15 protein-coding genes are annotated in these 15,407 nt (G+C 69.4%); 7 read left to right on the plus strand and 8 right to left on the minus strand.

Annotation, left to right across the window (positions count from 1 at the left end; all coding sequences use genetic code 11):
• Positions 1-80: 80 nt before the first annotated feature.
• From ACMGFH_RS09625 to ACMGFH_RS09635, 3 genes are read left to right on the plus strand one after another with little or no spacing between them, the layout of a single operon-like run.
• Entirely contained in the window at positions 81-422 is a 342-nt protein-coding gene (locus tag ACMGFH_RS09625) for a 2Fe-2S iron-sulfur cluster-binding protein (protein ID WP_415382858.1), read from the plus strand.
• Between the two features lie 9 nt (positions 423-431).
• Positions 432-722, plus strand: a complete 291-nt coding sequence (locus ACMGFH_RS09630) for a hypothetical protein (protein WP_415382860.1) — start codon at positions 432-434, stop codon at positions 720-722.
• 60 nt (positions 723-782) lie between these two features.
• Complete coding sequence (locus tag ACMGFH_RS09635; RefSeq protein WP_415382861.1) at positions 783-1,859, plus strand: S66 family peptidase; 1,077 nt, start codon at positions 783-785, stop codon at positions 1,857-1,859.
• A gap of 21 nt (positions 1,860-1,880) precedes the next feature.
• Here ACMGFH_RS09635 and ACMGFH_RS09640 read toward each other — a convergent pair whose 3' ends face one another.
• The 8 genes from ACMGFH_RS09640 to ACMGFH_RS09675 form a co-directional block, all read right to left on the minus strand.
• Positions 1,881-3,146: an ABC transporter substrate-binding protein gene (locus ACMGFH_RS09640; protein WP_415382862.1), complete on the minus strand. Its 1,266-nt coding sequence runs from the start codon at positions 3,144-3,146 to the stop codon at positions 1,881-1,883.
• A gap of 112 nt (positions 3,147-3,258) precedes the next feature.
• Positions 3,259-4,089, minus strand: coding sequence for a 3-methyl-2-oxobutanoate hydroxymethyltransferase (gene panB, locus ACMGFH_RS09645; RefSeq protein WP_415382864.1), 831 nt, complete (start codon positions 4,087-4,089; stop codon positions 3,259-3,261).
• Positions 4,090-4,622: 533 nt separating this feature from the next.
• A complete protein-coding gene (locus ACMGFH_RS09650; RefSeq protein WP_415382866.1) occupies positions 4,623-5,453 on the minus strand; it encodes a hypothetical protein in 831 nt (276 codons plus the stop codon).
• A 46-nt stretch (positions 5,454-5,499) separates the two neighbouring features.
• Entirely contained in the window at positions 5,500-6,084 is a 585-nt protein-coding gene (locus tag ACMGFH_RS09655; RefSeq protein WP_415382868.1) for a GNAT family N-acetyltransferase, read from the minus strand.
• The gene (glyA, locus tag ACMGFH_RS09660; protein ID WP_415382869.1) at positions 6,081-7,346 is read right to left on the minus strand and encodes a serine hydroxymethyltransferase; all 1,266 of its coding nucleotides are present in this window, start codon (positions 7,344-7,346) and stop codon (positions 6,081-6,083) included. The genes ACMGFH_RS09655 and glyA overlap by 4 nt, the downstream gene beginning before the upstream one ends.
• A 175-nt stretch (positions 7,347-7,521) precedes the next feature.
• Positions 7,522-8,031, minus strand: coding sequence for a hypothetical protein (locus ACMGFH_RS09665; RefSeq protein WP_415382870.1), 510 nt, complete (start codon positions 8,029-8,031; stop codon positions 7,522-7,524).
• A gap of 390 nt (positions 8,032-8,421) precedes the next feature.
• On the minus strand, positions 8,422-9,102 hold the full coding sequence (locus ACMGFH_RS09670; RefSeq protein ID WP_415382872.1) for an NUDIX hydrolase: 681 nt from the start codon (positions 9,100-9,102) through the stop codon (positions 8,422-8,424).
• Positions 9,103-9,256: 154 nt separating this feature from the next.
• The gene (locus tag ACMGFH_RS09675; protein ID WP_415382874.1) at positions 9,257-9,418 is read right to left on the minus strand and encodes a hypothetical protein; all 162 of its coding nucleotides are present in this window, start codon (positions 9,416-9,418) and stop codon (positions 9,257-9,259) included.
• A 178-nt stretch (positions 9,419-9,596) separates the two neighbouring features.
• Here ACMGFH_RS09675 and ACMGFH_RS09680 point away from each other — a divergent pair, with 178 nt between their 5' ends.
• The 4 genes from ACMGFH_RS09680 to ACMGFH_RS09695 all read left to right on the plus strand — a co-directional run bounded on the left by ACMGFH_RS09680 (position 9,597) and on the right by ACMGFH_RS09695 (position 15,404).
• Positions 9,597-10,328 carry a DUF6293 family protein gene (locus tag ACMGFH_RS09680; RefSeq protein WP_415382875.1) on the plus strand — a complete coding sequence of 244 codons (732 nt, stop codon included), beginning with the start codon at positions 9,597-9,599 and terminating at the stop codon, positions 10,326-10,328.
• Positions 10,329-10,370: 42 nt separating this feature from the next.
• Complete coding sequence (locus tag ACMGFH_RS09685; RefSeq protein ID WP_415382877.1) at positions 10,371-10,844, plus strand: hypothetical protein; 474 nt, start codon at positions 10,371-10,373, stop codon at positions 10,842-10,844.
• A 23-nt stretch (positions 10,845-10,867) separates the two neighbouring features.
• Entirely contained in the window at positions 10,868-13,207 is a 2,340-nt protein-coding gene (locus ACMGFH_RS09690; RefSeq protein WP_415382878.1) for a glycoside hydrolase family 2 TIM barrel-domain containing protein, read from the plus strand.
• A gap of 178 nt (positions 13,208-13,385) precedes the next feature.
• Positions 13,386-15,404, plus strand: coding sequence for a hypothetical protein (locus ACMGFH_RS09695; protein WP_415382879.1), 2,019 nt, complete (start codon positions 13,386-13,388; stop codon positions 15,402-15,404).
• The last annotated feature ends 3 nt before the right edge of the window (positions 15,405-15,407 follow it).

Consider the following 15,407-nt stretch of genomic DNA (forward strand, 5'->3'; position numbering starts at 1 on the left):
CGGGTTTCGGTCGGTCTCGCGGCGACGCGGTCCGCAGACGGGCATAAAGAGTTTAGGCGGATACCACCGAACCGATGGCCATGACCGATTACACCGTCGAGTTCGTGGGGACCGGCGAGGAGATCACGGTCTCTGACAAGGAGACCGTCCTCAGCCGGTGTATCGAAGAGGGCATCGCGCAGGAGTACTCCTGCCGCGTCGGGATGTGTCTCGCCTGCTCGGCGAAGATCGAGGAGGGCGAGGTGACCCAGCCCGCCGCCCGCGGCCTCACCGACGAGGAGGCCGAGAACTACGCGCTGACCTGCATGGCCCGCCCACAGTCGGACCTGAAACTCGACCGCGGCAAATACCCGCCCAGCATCGAGGACGACGTCGCCGCGGCCGCCGGCGCGAACCCCGACCACGCATCCGCGGACGACTGAGGGCCGGGGATGAAGGTCGTCCGTGCGATCGGCATCGCGTTACTGAGTCTCGTGGACGCGCTGGTCCCGTCCGTCGTCGCTGCGCTGACCGTCCTCTTTTTCGCCGTCGATCCGACCGTCGACGCCGCGCGACCCTACGTACTGGCAGCCGGGTCCGGCGCCGCCGTCTTCGTCGGGACGCTGGCGGTCGGGTTCGCGCTCACGACGCTCGGCCACGGTCCGTTCCCCGTCACTCGCGCGACGAAGCGAGTCTGGCAGTGGTGGCACCGGCCGTGGTTCACCGGTCGACGAGGGCGGTAGTACGCCAACCGCTCGCACGGCAGCGCAAACGCTTTTCGCTCGGCACCGGACAGACCGAACATGAGCGACGCCGTCGAGGAGTTCGTCACGCCGCCACCGGCCGAACCGGGCGACAAAGTAGCCGTGATCGCGCCGTCCAGCGGCGCGGCGACGGTGTTTCCGGACGTTCTCGACCTCGCGCTCGAACGGCTGCGCGACCGCTTCGACCTCGATCCCGTCGTCTACGACACCGCGGAGGCCGATCCGGAGCGGCTCCGCGAGAACCCGGTGCTGCGAGCCGAAGACGTCCACGAGGCATTTCGCGACCCCGACATCAGCGCCGTCTTCGCGACCATTGGCGGCGACGACCAGATCCGGATGCTTCGCCATCTCGACGGCGAGATCCTGCGGAACAATCCGACCCGGTTCTTCGGGATGAGCGACAACACCTGCCTCGCCAGCTACCTCTGGACCCACGGGATCGTCTCGTTCTACGGCGGGCAGTTGCTCAACAACGTCGCCATCGCCGGTGAGTTCCCCGAGTACTCTGAGCGATATCTCCGCCGCGCCCTGTTCGAGGAGTCGCTGGGCGAACTGGATTCGGCGGACGAATGGACCGACGACGTGATCGAGTGGGCTCGGGACGACTTTCGGGAGGCGACGCCCGAGTACGAGCCCGCCGACGGCTGGCAGTGGGACGTGCCGGACGAACGAGCCGGCGAGCAGATTTCTGGTCGGCTGTGGGGCGGCTGTCTCACCGTCCTCCAGTGGGTGCTGGCCGCAGACCGGGGTGCGCCAGACCTCGACGCGCTCGACGGTGCAGTCCTCGCGCTGGAGACCTCCGAAGAACTCCCGAGCGCCGACGACGTGAGGCGGATCCTGACCTGCGTCGGCGAGCGCGGCCTGCTTCAGCGGTTCGACGCGGTGGTCGTCGGGCGCCCGCAGACCCGAAACCGGGAGCGCGAGTACAGCGAGGAGGAGCGCGACCAGTACCGGGTCGATCAGCGCGCGACGATTCGAGAGTGGGTGCGGGAGTACAACCCCGACGCCCCGATCGTCTTCGACCTCGACTTCGGCCACACGAACCCGAACGCACCCATTCCGATCGGCGGTCGGATCGAGATCGATGCGGGAGAGCGCGCGATCCGGTTCCCCTGACCGGCGAGAGAATAGAAATCGTCAGTTCCCGGTGACGATGTCGGCGACGCGGTCGCGGTCGAACAACTGTTCCTCGGCGGGGATCTCGGGGTAGTGGTCGCCGTTCTCGTACCCGGGCCACTCGCCGAAGACGTCGGGATAGAGCTGTTTCGCGGTCATCTCGATCTGGAAGAGGTTCATGATCGGCCCCTGGTAGCGCATGCCCTGCGCGTAGACGCGGTCGTTCTCGACCGCCGAGAGGCTCTGGCCGACGGAGTGGGAGCGGAGCTGCTCGCGGACCGAGGCCATGTCGTACCGCGGCGTCATGCCCCAGAGGTGGAGGATCACGTCCGGGTCGGCTTCGGCCATCGTCTCGTAGCCGACCGACCCCCAGAGACCGTCCCACTGCTCGCTCCCGAAGGCGTCGACCGCGGCGAGCGGCCGGGTGTCGGCGAGCCAGAATCCCGGGCGGTTCAGGTGGTACGTCCAGAACTGGCCGTCGCCGAGCGTGACGCGCACGGCGGTCGGGCGCTCGTCCTCCGGCGGGAGATCCGTCTCGATGGTGCTGAGGAGGTCGCTGTGGACGGCGTTGAGTCGCTCGTAGCGCTCGCGCTCCCTGAAGACGTCGGCGACGTGCCCGAACAGCTCCCAGAGCGTGTAGTACTGGTAGTCACCGGCGTAGGCCTCCGGCGGGTCGGCGCGCGTGCCGCTGTAGAAGTTCCCGAAGAACGGCCCGACGTTCTCGGTGATCTCCTCGACGTCGCTGCGGCTCCAGTTCTGCTGGGTGACCGCCCAGGCGGGGTCGAGGAAGTGGACGTCGCTCTCGAGGCCGTAGAAGAACTCCTTGGAGAAGTCGTCGTACGGGTTCACCAGCCCCTCCCAGTCGAAGGAGACGCCGTCCAGTCGCTCGTAGTAGTGGTTCATCGTCGGCCCGGCCATGTCCGGCACGAACATCGAGTTGACGGCGTCGCCGTGGCCCAGCGCGACGAGCATGTCCGCGTACTGGTTGTACATCGTGAAGACGTTCTCCGGCACCGAGTCGAACGCTACCTCCCCGACCGGGGAGAGCGTCGCCGTGTGCGGACCGCTGTCGGTCGCGGTCGCCGTCGACTGATCGGTCGCCGCCGGCGTGGGCGTCTCGTCGGCGGCCGGATCGGTGGCTGTCGGTTCGCCGTCAGTGGTCGCGCCGTCCGGCGTTTCGTCGCCGCTGTTGGCGCACCCCGCGAGCAGCACGCTCCCGAGGAGCGCGCCCCCGCCCGCGATGTACTGTCGGCGCGTCGACCGTCGCCTGTCGTCCCTGTCTCCCATAGATTAGGCAAGCCTAAATCAACGGATAGTAGTTTCGGATCACGGCCGAGAACGGGACGCAGGCGGGCCGAACCCGGTCGTCGCTCCTCGCCGGCGAGGTCGAACCGGCCCGTCAGTCTTCGTCGACCGGGTCGAAGGCGTTGTCGCGCGTCGGGAAGTCGCCGGACTCGACCTCGTCGACGTACCGCTCGACGGCTCGTCGGATCTCCGAGTCGAGGTCCGCGTACTGCTTCGAGAGGCTATAGGGCTCCGCGCCGAGGCCGAGCACGTCGGAGACGACCAGGACCTGTCCGTCGACGTAGCGGCCCGAGCCGATGCCGATGGTCGGCACGTCGACGGCCTCGGTCACCTCGCGGGCGACGCCCTCGCTGACCGTCTCCAGGACGATGGAGAACGCGCCCGCCCCTTCCAGGCGCTGGGCGGTCTCGACGAGCGCTTCGCCGGGCGAGGACGTGTCGGTGTCGCGGCCCTGGACGTACGCCCCCCCGATCTCGTTTTTCCGCTGTGGCGTGAGACCGACGTGGCCCTGGACGGGGATGCCGAGTTCGGTCAGGCGGTCGACGATCTCGATGGTCGTCTCGCCGTAGGGCGCGGTCTCCAGTTTCACCGCGTCGGCGTTCGATTCCTTCAGGAAGCGGCCCGCGTTCTGTACGGACTCCTCCATGGACGTCCCGTAGGTGAGGAATGGCAGGTCGGCGACGACGAACGCCTCGTCGGTCCCGCGGACGACCGCTGCGGTGTTCGAGAGCGCTTCCTCCAGCGTGACGGGCAGCGTGTCGTCGTAGCCGAGGTGGTTGTCCCCGGCGCTGTCGCCGACGAGGATCATGTCGACGCCGCCGCGGTCGACCTGCCGGGCGATCGGCGCGTCGTAGGCCGTCAGCATCGTCAGCGGCTCGCCCGCCTCGTACTTCTCGTAGAGGTCCGGAATGCTGTTGCGAGACATCGCGATTGGTCGCTCTTCGACCGCCACCCGTTTATCAGTTGCCGCAGCGTGACAGGGCGTCCGCGCTGAGACAGGCTGACAAGCCGACTGGCGCGCGCCGTCGCGGCACGGCGGCCGCGACGTAGCCGTGCGAGGGATGAGTCGCGAGGGACCGCAGGTCCCTCGAACCGTGCGAACGGCGCCGAAGGCGCCGTGAGCAGATAACGCAGGGCGAGCGCGAGCGAGTCCCGAGCAACGAGTCGGTTGGGGAGGTGTGAGGCGCGGTGCTGTGCGGTTGCTGCCTTCCTGGAGGACTGAAAGGGCGAGGGCCGCCCCGGGAACCCCGGACCCGCAAGCACGTGAGCAGTGCGAGGCGCGACCATCGGGAGCGCCTCGATAGCGAACGGGCGAAGCCCGCGAGCAGCGAGCGCGGGCAGCGCGGTCCGCGGGACCGGAGCGGGCCGAGGGCTTTCGTCGCTCTTCGGACGCGGTCGAAGCAACTGCTAGCGAGCGACGCGGTACAACTGACCGCACAACAGCGCTAACTCACACTCTCACGCGACGACAGACGACTCCCGCCCGTCCAACTCGGCGAGTACGTCCCGGATCAGGTCGGCGTCGGTTCGGTGGGTGCCGAACACGACGCCGTCCGCGTGTTCGTCGAGTCGCCGCGCCAGTTCAGCCAGCCGCTCTGCCTGGGTCCCGGACGTCGAGAGCTGGAACGTCAGCGACGTGTCCAGATCGCCGACCTCGCTCGCGAACCCCCGAGCCAACGACTCGACCCAGTAAGTGGTTTCGTAGCCGGTACCACACAGCGGGACGAGGAAGCCGTCGACGTGTTCGGCGAGCGCCGCGGGATCCAACCCGGCCCGCTCCTGCAGGTGGCCCGGGTACGGGTCGGGATACAGCGTCGCGATCACGTCGCCATCCACACGCTCGGCCGCCTCGGCGGTGAAATCAGTGATCACCGAGGAGCGCCACTCGACCCGGTCCTCACAGTCGCTCTCGGCGAACAGCCGCTCGCAGCGGTCACACCGGCAAAAGTCCTCGCCGGGGAACCCGAGCGTCGTGAGGCGCACGTCTCCCACACTTCCCACGTCGGCGATCCGGTCGAGTACCCCGGCGCGGTAGTCTGGATCGGTCGGGCAGACGGTGCCCCAGTGATGGCTCTCCACGTCGGGCGCGGCGCGGGTCCCGCCGCCGGTCACCGCGGCGCGGTCGGGCGATTCCCGGACCGTCTCCGTGTCGCCCCAGCAAGCGACGGAGTTGACGACGCCCTCGACGGGGTCGCGGCGAGCGCCCGAGACGCGCTCGGTGAAGTAGTAGCTGCGGTCGCCGACGCCCTCGCGAGCGAGGTCGGCGTCCGCGGTGAGGATGCCGTGCATGGCCGACCGTCCGCCGCGGACGGGCTTAAAACCGGGCCACCGACGGTCAGTCGAGGCGGGACCAGTACAGCGCAAGATTCAGCGTCGCCCCCTCGAACTCGACGGTCGTCTCGCCGACGCAGGCGTAGCCGAGCGACTCGTAGAAGCCGCGAGCCCGGTCGTTGCCGGCACCGGTGTTGAGGACGAACGCCCGGTAGCCCGCGCGGCGGGCGCGCCGTTCGAGTTCCTCGACGATCCGGGTGGCGAAGCCCCGCCCCTGCATCTCCGGTTCGACGCGGATCCGCGAGAGTTCGGCGGTCCCGGCGGTGGCCTCGAACTGCTCGGCCATCCACCCGTCGAGCGGTTCGTAGGCGCCCGTGGCGACGACCCGGGCGTCGGACTCCGGGTCCGCGGTCTCGCCCTGCTCGCGGCCGGTGACGCTCGCCTGTATCGAGGTCTTCCGTCGGTCGACCTCGCCTACCAGAAACTCCCCTCCGGCGTCGAGGTAGTGGCCGCACACGTCCAGCAGGTCCTCATCGGGCGCTTCGGGCACCCACTCTGGCGTCTCGGCCATGGCCTCGCGGTTCAGTTCTCTGACCCGGTCGCCGTCGCCGGGACGGTACCGCCGGATTCGCAGCGTCGCCGCGTTCATGCGGAGGCCACCGTCGACTCGTCGTAGACCGGGAACGTCCGACAGAGGTCGTCGACGGTCTCCCGCGCGTCCGCGGCGACCGCCTCGTCGTCGGGCGTGTCCAGCACGTCGGCGATAGCGTCTGCGAGCCGCTCTGTCGCCGCCGCGTCGAACCCGCGAGTCGTGATCGCCGGCGTGCCGATCCGCAAGCCGCTCGCCACCGTCGCCGAGCGGTCATCCCCGGGCACGGTCTGCTTGTTGGCGACGAGACCGACCGATTCGAGCGCGGCCTCGGCCGCGGCGCCGGGCAGGTCGGGATGGGTCTTTCGCAGGTCGACGAGCGCGAAGTGGACGTCGGTCCCGCCGGAGACCAGTTCGAATCCCCGTTCTCCCAGGCGGTCGGCCAGCGCCTCGGCGTTCTCGACGATCTGGCGAGCGTATCCGTCGAACGCAGGCGTCGACGCTTCGGCGAAGCCGGCGGCCTTGCCGGCGACGTTGTGCATCAGCGGGCCGCCCTGACAGCCCGGCATGACCGCGGTGTCGACGCTATCGGCCAGTTCGTCGGCGCACAGTATCATCCCGCCGCGGCCCGCGCGGATCGTCTTGTGGGTCGACCCGGTCACCAGATCGGCGACGCCGACGGGCGAGGGATGGACGCCAGCCGCGACGAGGCCGGTGAGGTGCGCGATGTCGGCGACGTGGTACGCGTCTACGGCGTCGGCGACCGCCTGCATCCGCTCCCAGTCTGTCACTCGGGGGTACGCCGAGAACCCCGAGACGATCAGGTCGGGGTCCGTCTCCGCGGCGCGGGCTTCGACGGCGTCGTAGTCGAGCCGGCCCGTCTCCGGGTCGACGCCGTAGTGAACCACCTCGAAGTGCTCGTCGACCATCGTGTACGGCTGTCCGTGGCTGAGGTGGCCGCCGTGGCGCAGCTCCAGCGAGAGGATCCGGTCGCCGGAGTCGAGGAGCGCCTGGTAGGCCGCGAGGTTGGCCTGCGTGCCCGAGTGCGGCTGGACGTTGGCGTGCTCGGCTCCGAAGAGGTCCCGCGCCCGCTCGCTGGCGAGGCGCTCGACCGCGTCGGCGTGTTCGCAGCCGGCGTAGTACCTGTCGCCGGGGTCGCCCTCCGCGTACTTGTTCGTCAGGACCGAGCCCTGGGCGGCCAGCACCGCCTCGCTCGCGTAGTTCTCGCTGGCGATGAGCGAGAGCGTCCCGCGCTGGCGGGCCCGCTCGGATTCGAGGGCGTCGGCCAGCGCGTCGTCCACGGGTGACAGGTCCGTCGGCATGTCCGGGAGGTCCCGTGACGGTCTCAAAGCTACTGTGCTGACACCGACGGCTCCGTTCTGACGGTCGACACAGTCGTCACAGTCGGTCGAGCCGGTCGGCGAGCCGTCGACAGTCACGGGTCGGCGAGACGCCGACAGCAGTCGGACGGAGAACGGTCTCGATCGCCGACCGCGCTCACTCCAGGAAGTACTCGATGTCGTCGACGACGTCGCCGTGGGCGTGGTAGGCGTCCTCGGGTACTTCGTCGAACCACCCCAGTTCCAGGTCCGTCCACTCGCCGAAGGTCGGGTCGTCGGCGAGCGGTTCGCCGTCGACGGGTGCAGTGCCGACGACCGCGTCGAAGCTCGTGGCCGTCCGCTCGGCGTCAGTCCGGAGTTCGTGAGTGATCTCGCTGACCCGGAGGACTTCGGTAGCCCGAACCGGGACGCCGGTCAGCGTCTCGCCGATCTCCGCCGTCCGCGCCAGCCAGTCCGCGCCGGCGTCGACGTGGCCGTACGGCAGCCGCCAGCCGTGCGGACTGTCCATCAGCAGGACCGCACCGGCGTCGTTCGTGATCCCGAGCGCGACGAGCCCCGCGACGCCGTCGAAGTAGTCGAACGCCTCCTGTCCGTCCGTGGTCCGTGTCTCGCTGTACTCGACGTCCGGGTCGTCCCGGAGCGTCGCCGGATCGCGTAGCGCGTCCATCTCCTGAGCGTTGTCGACCCCGGTATTTGGTCGTTGGTGGCTCGACCCCGCGACCGAGTCGAACGTCGGCGATCTATTTGGTAACAAGCATCATATATCGTCGCGGTCGTACCTCGTGAGACGGTGGGCGAAGTGACAAACGAATCAGACGAAACGCGCGAGTACCAACACCCTGAATCGGGAGCGGACCGATGGCGGAGGTAACCGAGATCGGACGGGACCGCGGGAAGACGTACGTCTGCCGGACGTGCGAGGTGGAGTTCGTTATCCCCCGGACAGAGACCGCCGTCTGCTGCCCCATCTGCCGGATGAATCGTATCCGAGTGATCGACTGAACCGGGCCCGCCACGGCGGCACGGCCTGCGGGCCGTCACCGTCTGGTTCTGCCTCTCACCACTCGAAGTCGCCCAGCGGGTCGTCGGCCTCGTAGTCGGCCCAGAAATCGTCGGCCCGGAACTCGTTCGCCGGGTGGAGACGCGCGGGGGCCTGCGCGAACCACGCCGCGCCGTTGAGTTCCCCCGGCTGGACGGCGATGTGGCCGCCGGCGTAGTCGGCGTCGAAGAACACGTAGAGAGCGTGTAACCGCTCGTCGTGATCGCCCGCGGAATCGGTCCTGAACCGCCTAAACAGGAAGCAGTCGGTGATCTCGCAGTCGACCCCCGTCTCCTCGCGGACCTCTCTGACGGCGGCCTCCTCGTAGGTCTCGCCGTGCTCGCGGCTACCGCCGCTCGCTTTCTCCGAGGTCTCCCGCCGGTCGACCTCGCCGTCCTCGCGGCCACCGCCTGCCAGCCCCCAGCGAGTGCTGCCGCGACCGAGGATCATCAGGACACGCCGGCCATCGTCGACGCTGTCGGGCATCGACTCGGTGAGATCGGCCGCCTGGTTCGGCTCGCGCACCACCCACGCGTACGCGCCGCCGATGTACCCGCGTCTGGATCCCTCGCGGAGCCGCTCGAAGCGCTCCGGGGGGACCTCCTCGTGGACTTCCTCGACGGACACCGGACCGTAGTCGTCGCGTAACCGCTCCATCCGCCGCTCGACCGTCTCCCGATTGACGTGCGCAGAGGGCATGAGTAACGGTCGTCACACGGGGGCGCCAAAAGCGTAGCGGAGAGGCGGGCCCCGCCGTCACACCGCACGGTGTGGCCCGTGACGGACCGACCGGCCCGGACTGCCCAAGATCGATCACCCGGTCACTCGATCACTCGATCACTCGATCACTCGATCACTCGATCTCGTCGAGCGAGTCGAAGCCGCTCCAGCACTCACAGTCGAGGTCGTCGATCGACGTCACTTCGTCGGGGAGGTTCGATATCGGCATTCCGTCGTCGAAGCGGTCGCACGCGTCGGTGTGCACCGAGAAGTCGTCGCTCGCCATGACCGGCATGTACCGAACTGACGACGTATCCCACCAAAAATCCCGCGTCGCGTTTTCAGTGCGGATAATCGGGGCCGGACGCGGCGACGAAAGGGTCGCAGTCGGATCCCGCTAGCGAGGGGGTACTCGCGTCTGTGTCGACTGTGTCAGGACAACCGTTTTCCCGACGGGGCGAGTGAGGGCGGGCATGGAAGTCCCGGAGCGGGTCCACCTGATCCCGGTGGGTTACGAGAACGATCGGATCGTCTTGCCGGCGGTCCGACTGCGCGCCGACCGCGTCGTCCTCCTGCACTACGAGGACGAGACCGACCACCCCTCCTACGCCGAGACGGTCCGCGAGCGTCTGGACGACGAGGGAATCGACCACGAGACGGTCCCGTGCGACATCTTCGACTTCTACGACTCTATCGGGACCGTCGCGGAACTGGCCACCCGCTTCGCCGACCACGAGGTGTACGTCAACCTCGCCTCCGGGTCGAAGGTGACGGCTATCGGTGGCATGATCGCCTGCATGGCGACCGGCGCTAAGCCCTACTACGTCCGTGCGCAGCGCTACGCGGCCCAGACCGACGGCGACGTCGCCGAGGGGATCCGCGAGATTACCGAACTCCCGACCTACCCGATGCAGAGCCCCGAGCCCCAGCACGTCGCGGTGATGGACTACCTCGACCGCGAGGACGGCGCGCGCAAGCGCGACCTCATCGACTTCGGCAAGGAGGCGGGCCTGCCCTTCATCGCCGAGCGCGACGCTGCCAACCGAAAGAGCGAGTACCGCCTGCTCGACAGCCACGTCCTCGGTCCCCTGGTGGAGAACGGCTACGTCGACCTCGAAGAGGTAGGCCGGTCGACCCGCGTCTCACTGACCGAGAGCGGCCGCAACACGCTCCGGGCGTTCCGCTACCTCATCGACGAGGACTGACAGCGGGCAAACAGCTTTCCGTCAGCCGGTCCGATTCTGCCCATGCGCGCCGCCGCCATCTCTCGCGTGGTCTCCGCCCCGCCCGACACCGTCGCCGAACGGCTCACGCCCGAAGCGGTAATCGAGGGAGAGGGCAGATACGCCGTGAAAGACGTCGAGACGGAGGACGGCCGGACCGTCGTCACCGCGTGGCCGGCCGGTCGGCTCTTCCCGCCGCGGTTCGCCTTCGAGGACCGTCCGAACGGCTTCGTCTACCGGCGGCTCGACGACGGGCGACCGCTGGTGACGACCGAGACGACGGTGACGCTCCGCCCCGAGGGCGACGGGACGCGTGTCGACGTCGAGTCGGAGGTACAGGCGTCGGTCCCCGTGCCACTGATCGAGCGGAGTACCGTCCGACAGCGGCGTAGAGACGTCGAACGCCTCTGCGAACGCCTCGACGCGATCGTCGGTGAGCAGCCGCCGGAGGACGCCGGTACGACCGTCCGAAATGATCCGAAGTCGGAAACTAATTGACGGACCTGGATGAGTGTCACCGTATGACAGCAGGCTCGCGACCGAGCGAGGAGCACCGACGGGTCCGCCGCCTGGAACAGGGCTGGCGGTTCCACCGCGGTGACGTCGAAAACGGCGAAGACCCGGCGCTCGACGATTCGAACTGGGAGTCCGTCGAGGTCCCCCACGACTGGAGCATCGAGGGGCCGTGGGACCCGGACAACCCCGGCGACCAGCAGCAGGGCTTCGCGCCCGGCGGGATCGGCTGGTACCGCCGCGAACTGCCCGACGACGTCGACGGCGAACCGACGCTCCGCCTCGACGGCGTCTACCGCAACTTCGACGTGTACGTCGACGGCGAACACGTCGGCCACCGCCCCTACGGCTACTCGACGGTCACCTACGACCTCGCCGAGTTCGGCGTCGAGGGCGGCGAGACGCTCGCGGTCCGCGTCGACAACGACGAGTACCCCCACAGCCGCTGGTACACCGGGTCGGGCATCTACCGCAACGCGCACCTGATCGAGACCGACTCCGTCGCGGTCACGCCGTTCGGCACCGACGTGCGCACGACGGCCGCGAACGGCCGCCGCGCCGAGGTGCAGGTGCTGACCGAGGTCGAGAACGCCGAGGACGGCGCCGTCGACTGCGCGCTGGAGACGGACATCGTCGACGCCGACGGCGAGATCGTGGCGACCGCCGGGAGCGAGGCGACCGTCGACGCCGGCGAGGCGCACGAGTTCGAACAGCGCCTCTCCGTCGCCGACCCGGACCGCTGGACGCTCGACGATCCCACTCGTCACTTCGCCCGTAGCGTCGTCTACCGGAATGGCGAACCCGTGGACGACTACGTCACGCCGTTCGGCATCCGCACCTTCGAGTGGACGAGCGACCAGGGCTTCTACCTCAACGGCGAGCCGGTGACGATGAAGGGGGTCAACCTCCACCACGACGCCGGCTGTCTCGGCGCCGCGGTGCCCGAGCGCGCCCTCGAACGCCGCCTGGAGACCCTCCAGGAGATCGGCTGCAACGCCATCCGGATGAGCCACAACCCGCCCCAGCCCGAACTGCTGGATCTGTGCGACCGGAAGGGCTTCCTCGTCATCGACGAGTCCTTCGACAAGTGGCGCCACGAGGGCGCCGACGAGTGGTTCGACGAGTGGTGGCGCGAGGACCTCGCGGCGATGGTCGACCGCGACCGCAACCACCCGTCGATCGTCTGCTGGAGCGTCGGCAACGAGTCCTACGACCAGGGCGACGACTCCATGCTCGACGACCTCGCCATGCTCACCGAGGCCACCTCCGAGATGGATCCGACGCGGCCGGTCACCTACGGCGCGGCCCCATGGGGTGGGGACACTGCGGGAATGGTCGCCCAACTCGAAGACATCGGCGAGCACGTCGACATCCTCTCCTGTAACTACCAGGAGCAGTGGTTCGAGGCGTTCCGCGAGGCCGGGCTCGACAAGCCGATCATCAGTTCGGAGGCCAAGCCGTTCTTCCTCGGCGGCGAGGACGAGGACATCGGCTTCATCGCGGAGAACCCGTGGTTCGGCGTCGCCGACAACGACTTCGTCGCCGGCCAGTTCATCTGGTCGGGCATCGACTACCTCGGCGAGTCCCGCGAGTGGCCGAACAAGGGTTGGGCCACCGGCCTGATCGACACGACCGGCGCGCCCAAGCCCGAGACCGGCTTCCACGAGAGCGTCTGGTCCGACGAGCCGATGGTCCAGATCGCCGCGTTCGACCCGGACCGCGACCGCCCGGCCGGCCGACCCAACTGGAGCTGGCCCGCCGTGTCCGAGCACTGGACGTTCCCCGGTCGCGAGGGGTCGCGCGACTTCGTCCACCTCGTCACCTTCACGAACGCCGAGACCGTCGAACTGTACTGCAACGGCGAGTGGATGGGCGAGCGCGACCTGGCCGACACCTCCGACCGGATGATCGAGTGGTACGTCCCCTACGAGGCCGGGACGCTGCGAGCAGTGGCGAAAGAAGACGGCGAGGTCGTCGCCGAACACGAACTGGAGACCGCCGGCGAGCCCGCCCGCGTCGAACTGGACGCCGACCGCGAGACCATCGCCGCAGACGGTCGCGACCTCGTCTACGTCGAGGCGACCGTCACCGACGACGAGGGCGTCCGCGTCCCGCGCGCCGACGACCTGATCCGGTTCTCCGCCTCGGGCGCGGGCGACATCGTCGGCGTCGACAACGGCGACCTCGACAGCGACGAACCCTACGTCGCCGAGTCGCGCTCGGCGTACCACGGCACCTGCGTCGCCGTCGTCCAGGCCGACCGCGACGGCGGACCGCTCGAAATCGCAGCGGAAGCCGACGGCCTCGACGGCGACAGCGTGCGCCTCGCCGTCGGCTCGGACGACTGACTGCCGTCGCGGTCGCGATCGCCTGCCGACCGCCGCGGCTGATAGCCCCCGAATCCACGGTCGAGCTGCGATATCGACGGCGATTTCTCGCGAACTGGCGTCGGGATATTCGGCAGATAGCGCGCCATAAGCGGTCCATTACAATGCGGGACTGCGGCGTCGCTCCCGACAGCCACCCATGCACACGGGTAACTCAGCGTCCGACGGTTCGGACGAGAGACAGTCGGCGTCCGACGGCGACTACGCGGTCTCCAGACGCACCGTTCTCAAGGGAGCGGCGGCCGCCGCGGTCGGCGCCACCGCACTGCGGTCCGCGCCGGGGAGCGCGCTGGCAGACCCCGCCCCGCCGGTCGACTGGACGGCGACGAGACTCGACGACGACGGCGCCAGCGACGCGTTCGGCAGTTCGCTCGCGCTCGACGCCGCCGGGGAGACGCTCGTCGTCGGCGATCCGGGGCGCCGGAGGGAGGGAGTCAGAACCGGCGGCGTGTCCGTCTACGCCTCCGGAGACGACGGCTGGACCCGCGAGGCGGTGCTCCCGGCCGACCCGCGTGCGCGCCTCGACCACGTCGGCGCGTCCATCGACATCGACGCGGCGGGCGAGACCATCGTCGTCGGTATCCCGGGCGAGGACGCGCTGGCGGGGCAGTGCGGTGCGGCCTCGGTCTTCAGACGCGAAGACGGCTCGTGGACGCACGAGACGCAGCTCATGGCCGGCGAGGACGCCGACACGCGGGACCGGCTCGGCAGGGCGGTCGCCGTCGACGACGCGGGCGAGCGGATCGTCGCCGGCGCCCCAGCCACCGACGCCACCCCCGCCAGACCGGGTGCGGCCTACGTCTACGACCGGACCGAAGACACCGACGGCGACGTCACCTGGTCTCGGACGTCGAAGTTACAGCTCCCCGACGGGTCGCCGGACGCCCGCGCGGGGGCGTCCGTCGCGCTGTCGGGGGACGGCGCGACGGCACTGGTCGGCGCACCGGGCGCGGCCGACGGCGCCGGCGTCGTCGCCGCGTTCACCGAAGACCCGTGGGACCACGTCAGGTCGACCGAGAATCCGACGGGCGTCGCCGCGGGCTTCGGCACCGCGACCGCGACCAACGGCACCGATAGCGTCGTCTGCGCGCCAGAGGTGCCCGATTCGGACTCCGGCGAGTCGGAGGGCGACAGCGCCGACGGAGGGGGCGGTACCACGGGGTACGCGGGCGTCTTCGGCGGCGTCTCGCTGGCGTCCGGCCAGCGACTCGCCGCTCAGGAGGGGGCGAGCGGCGAGCGCTTCGGGACGGACGCCGCGCTCGCGACCGACGGCGACTGCGCCGTCATCGGCGCCGTGTTCGACGGCGAGGACGGCGACGGCGCGTCCAGCGAGAGTGACTCCGATAGCGACGACGGAGACAGCGCCACCGCCGAATCACCGCCGACAGGCGGCGCCTACGTCTTCGACCGCGGCGACGACGGCTGGAGCCGCTCCACCCGACTCGCGCCGACCGGGTCGGCCGACGTCTCGCAGTTCGGCCGGGCGGTCGCGACGGACGGGGACGGATACGTCGTCGCCGTCGGCGGGCGAGGGACGACAGGCCAACAGGCGAGGACCGCGGGGACCGACACCGGCACCGAGTCGTCGGCCGCGACCGGGACCGTCACCGTGTTCACCCGCGATTCGCCCGAGATATCGATCGACATCGAGCCGGACGAGGAGTGGCCCGCGTCGGTTCCCTACCGGGGCGGCGGCGAGATCGAGGTCTGCATCGAACACACCGACGAGTTCGACCCGGCCACCGTCGACGTCGAGACGCTGCGATTCGGGCCGCCGCGGGTGATCGACGACGGCGACGGCGCCCGGGCGGTCGGCGGCGGCAGTATCGAGGACGCGAACGGTGACGGCGAAAGCGACCTCGTCGTCCGATTCCCCGCGGACGAGGCCGAATTCGCCCCCGACGACTTCGCCGCCAGGCTCGTCGGCGAGACGGCCTTCGGGACGCCGATCGCCGACCACGACTTCGTCGTGACCACCGACGGTGACGGCGCAGACGAAAGCTCAGACGGCGAAAGCTCGGACGGCGAGAGCACAGACGGCGAAAGCTCGGACGGCGAGAGCACAGACGGCGAAAGCTCGGACGGCGAGAGCACAGACGGCGAAAGCTCGGACGGCGAGAGCACAGACGGCGATAACTCCGACGGCGAGAGTCAGTAGTCG

Source organism: Halosimplex rarum, from assembly GCF_047715405.1.
Classification (GTDB): Archaea; Halobacteriota; Halobacteria; order Halobacteriales; family Haloarculaceae; genus Halosimplex; species Halosimplex rarum.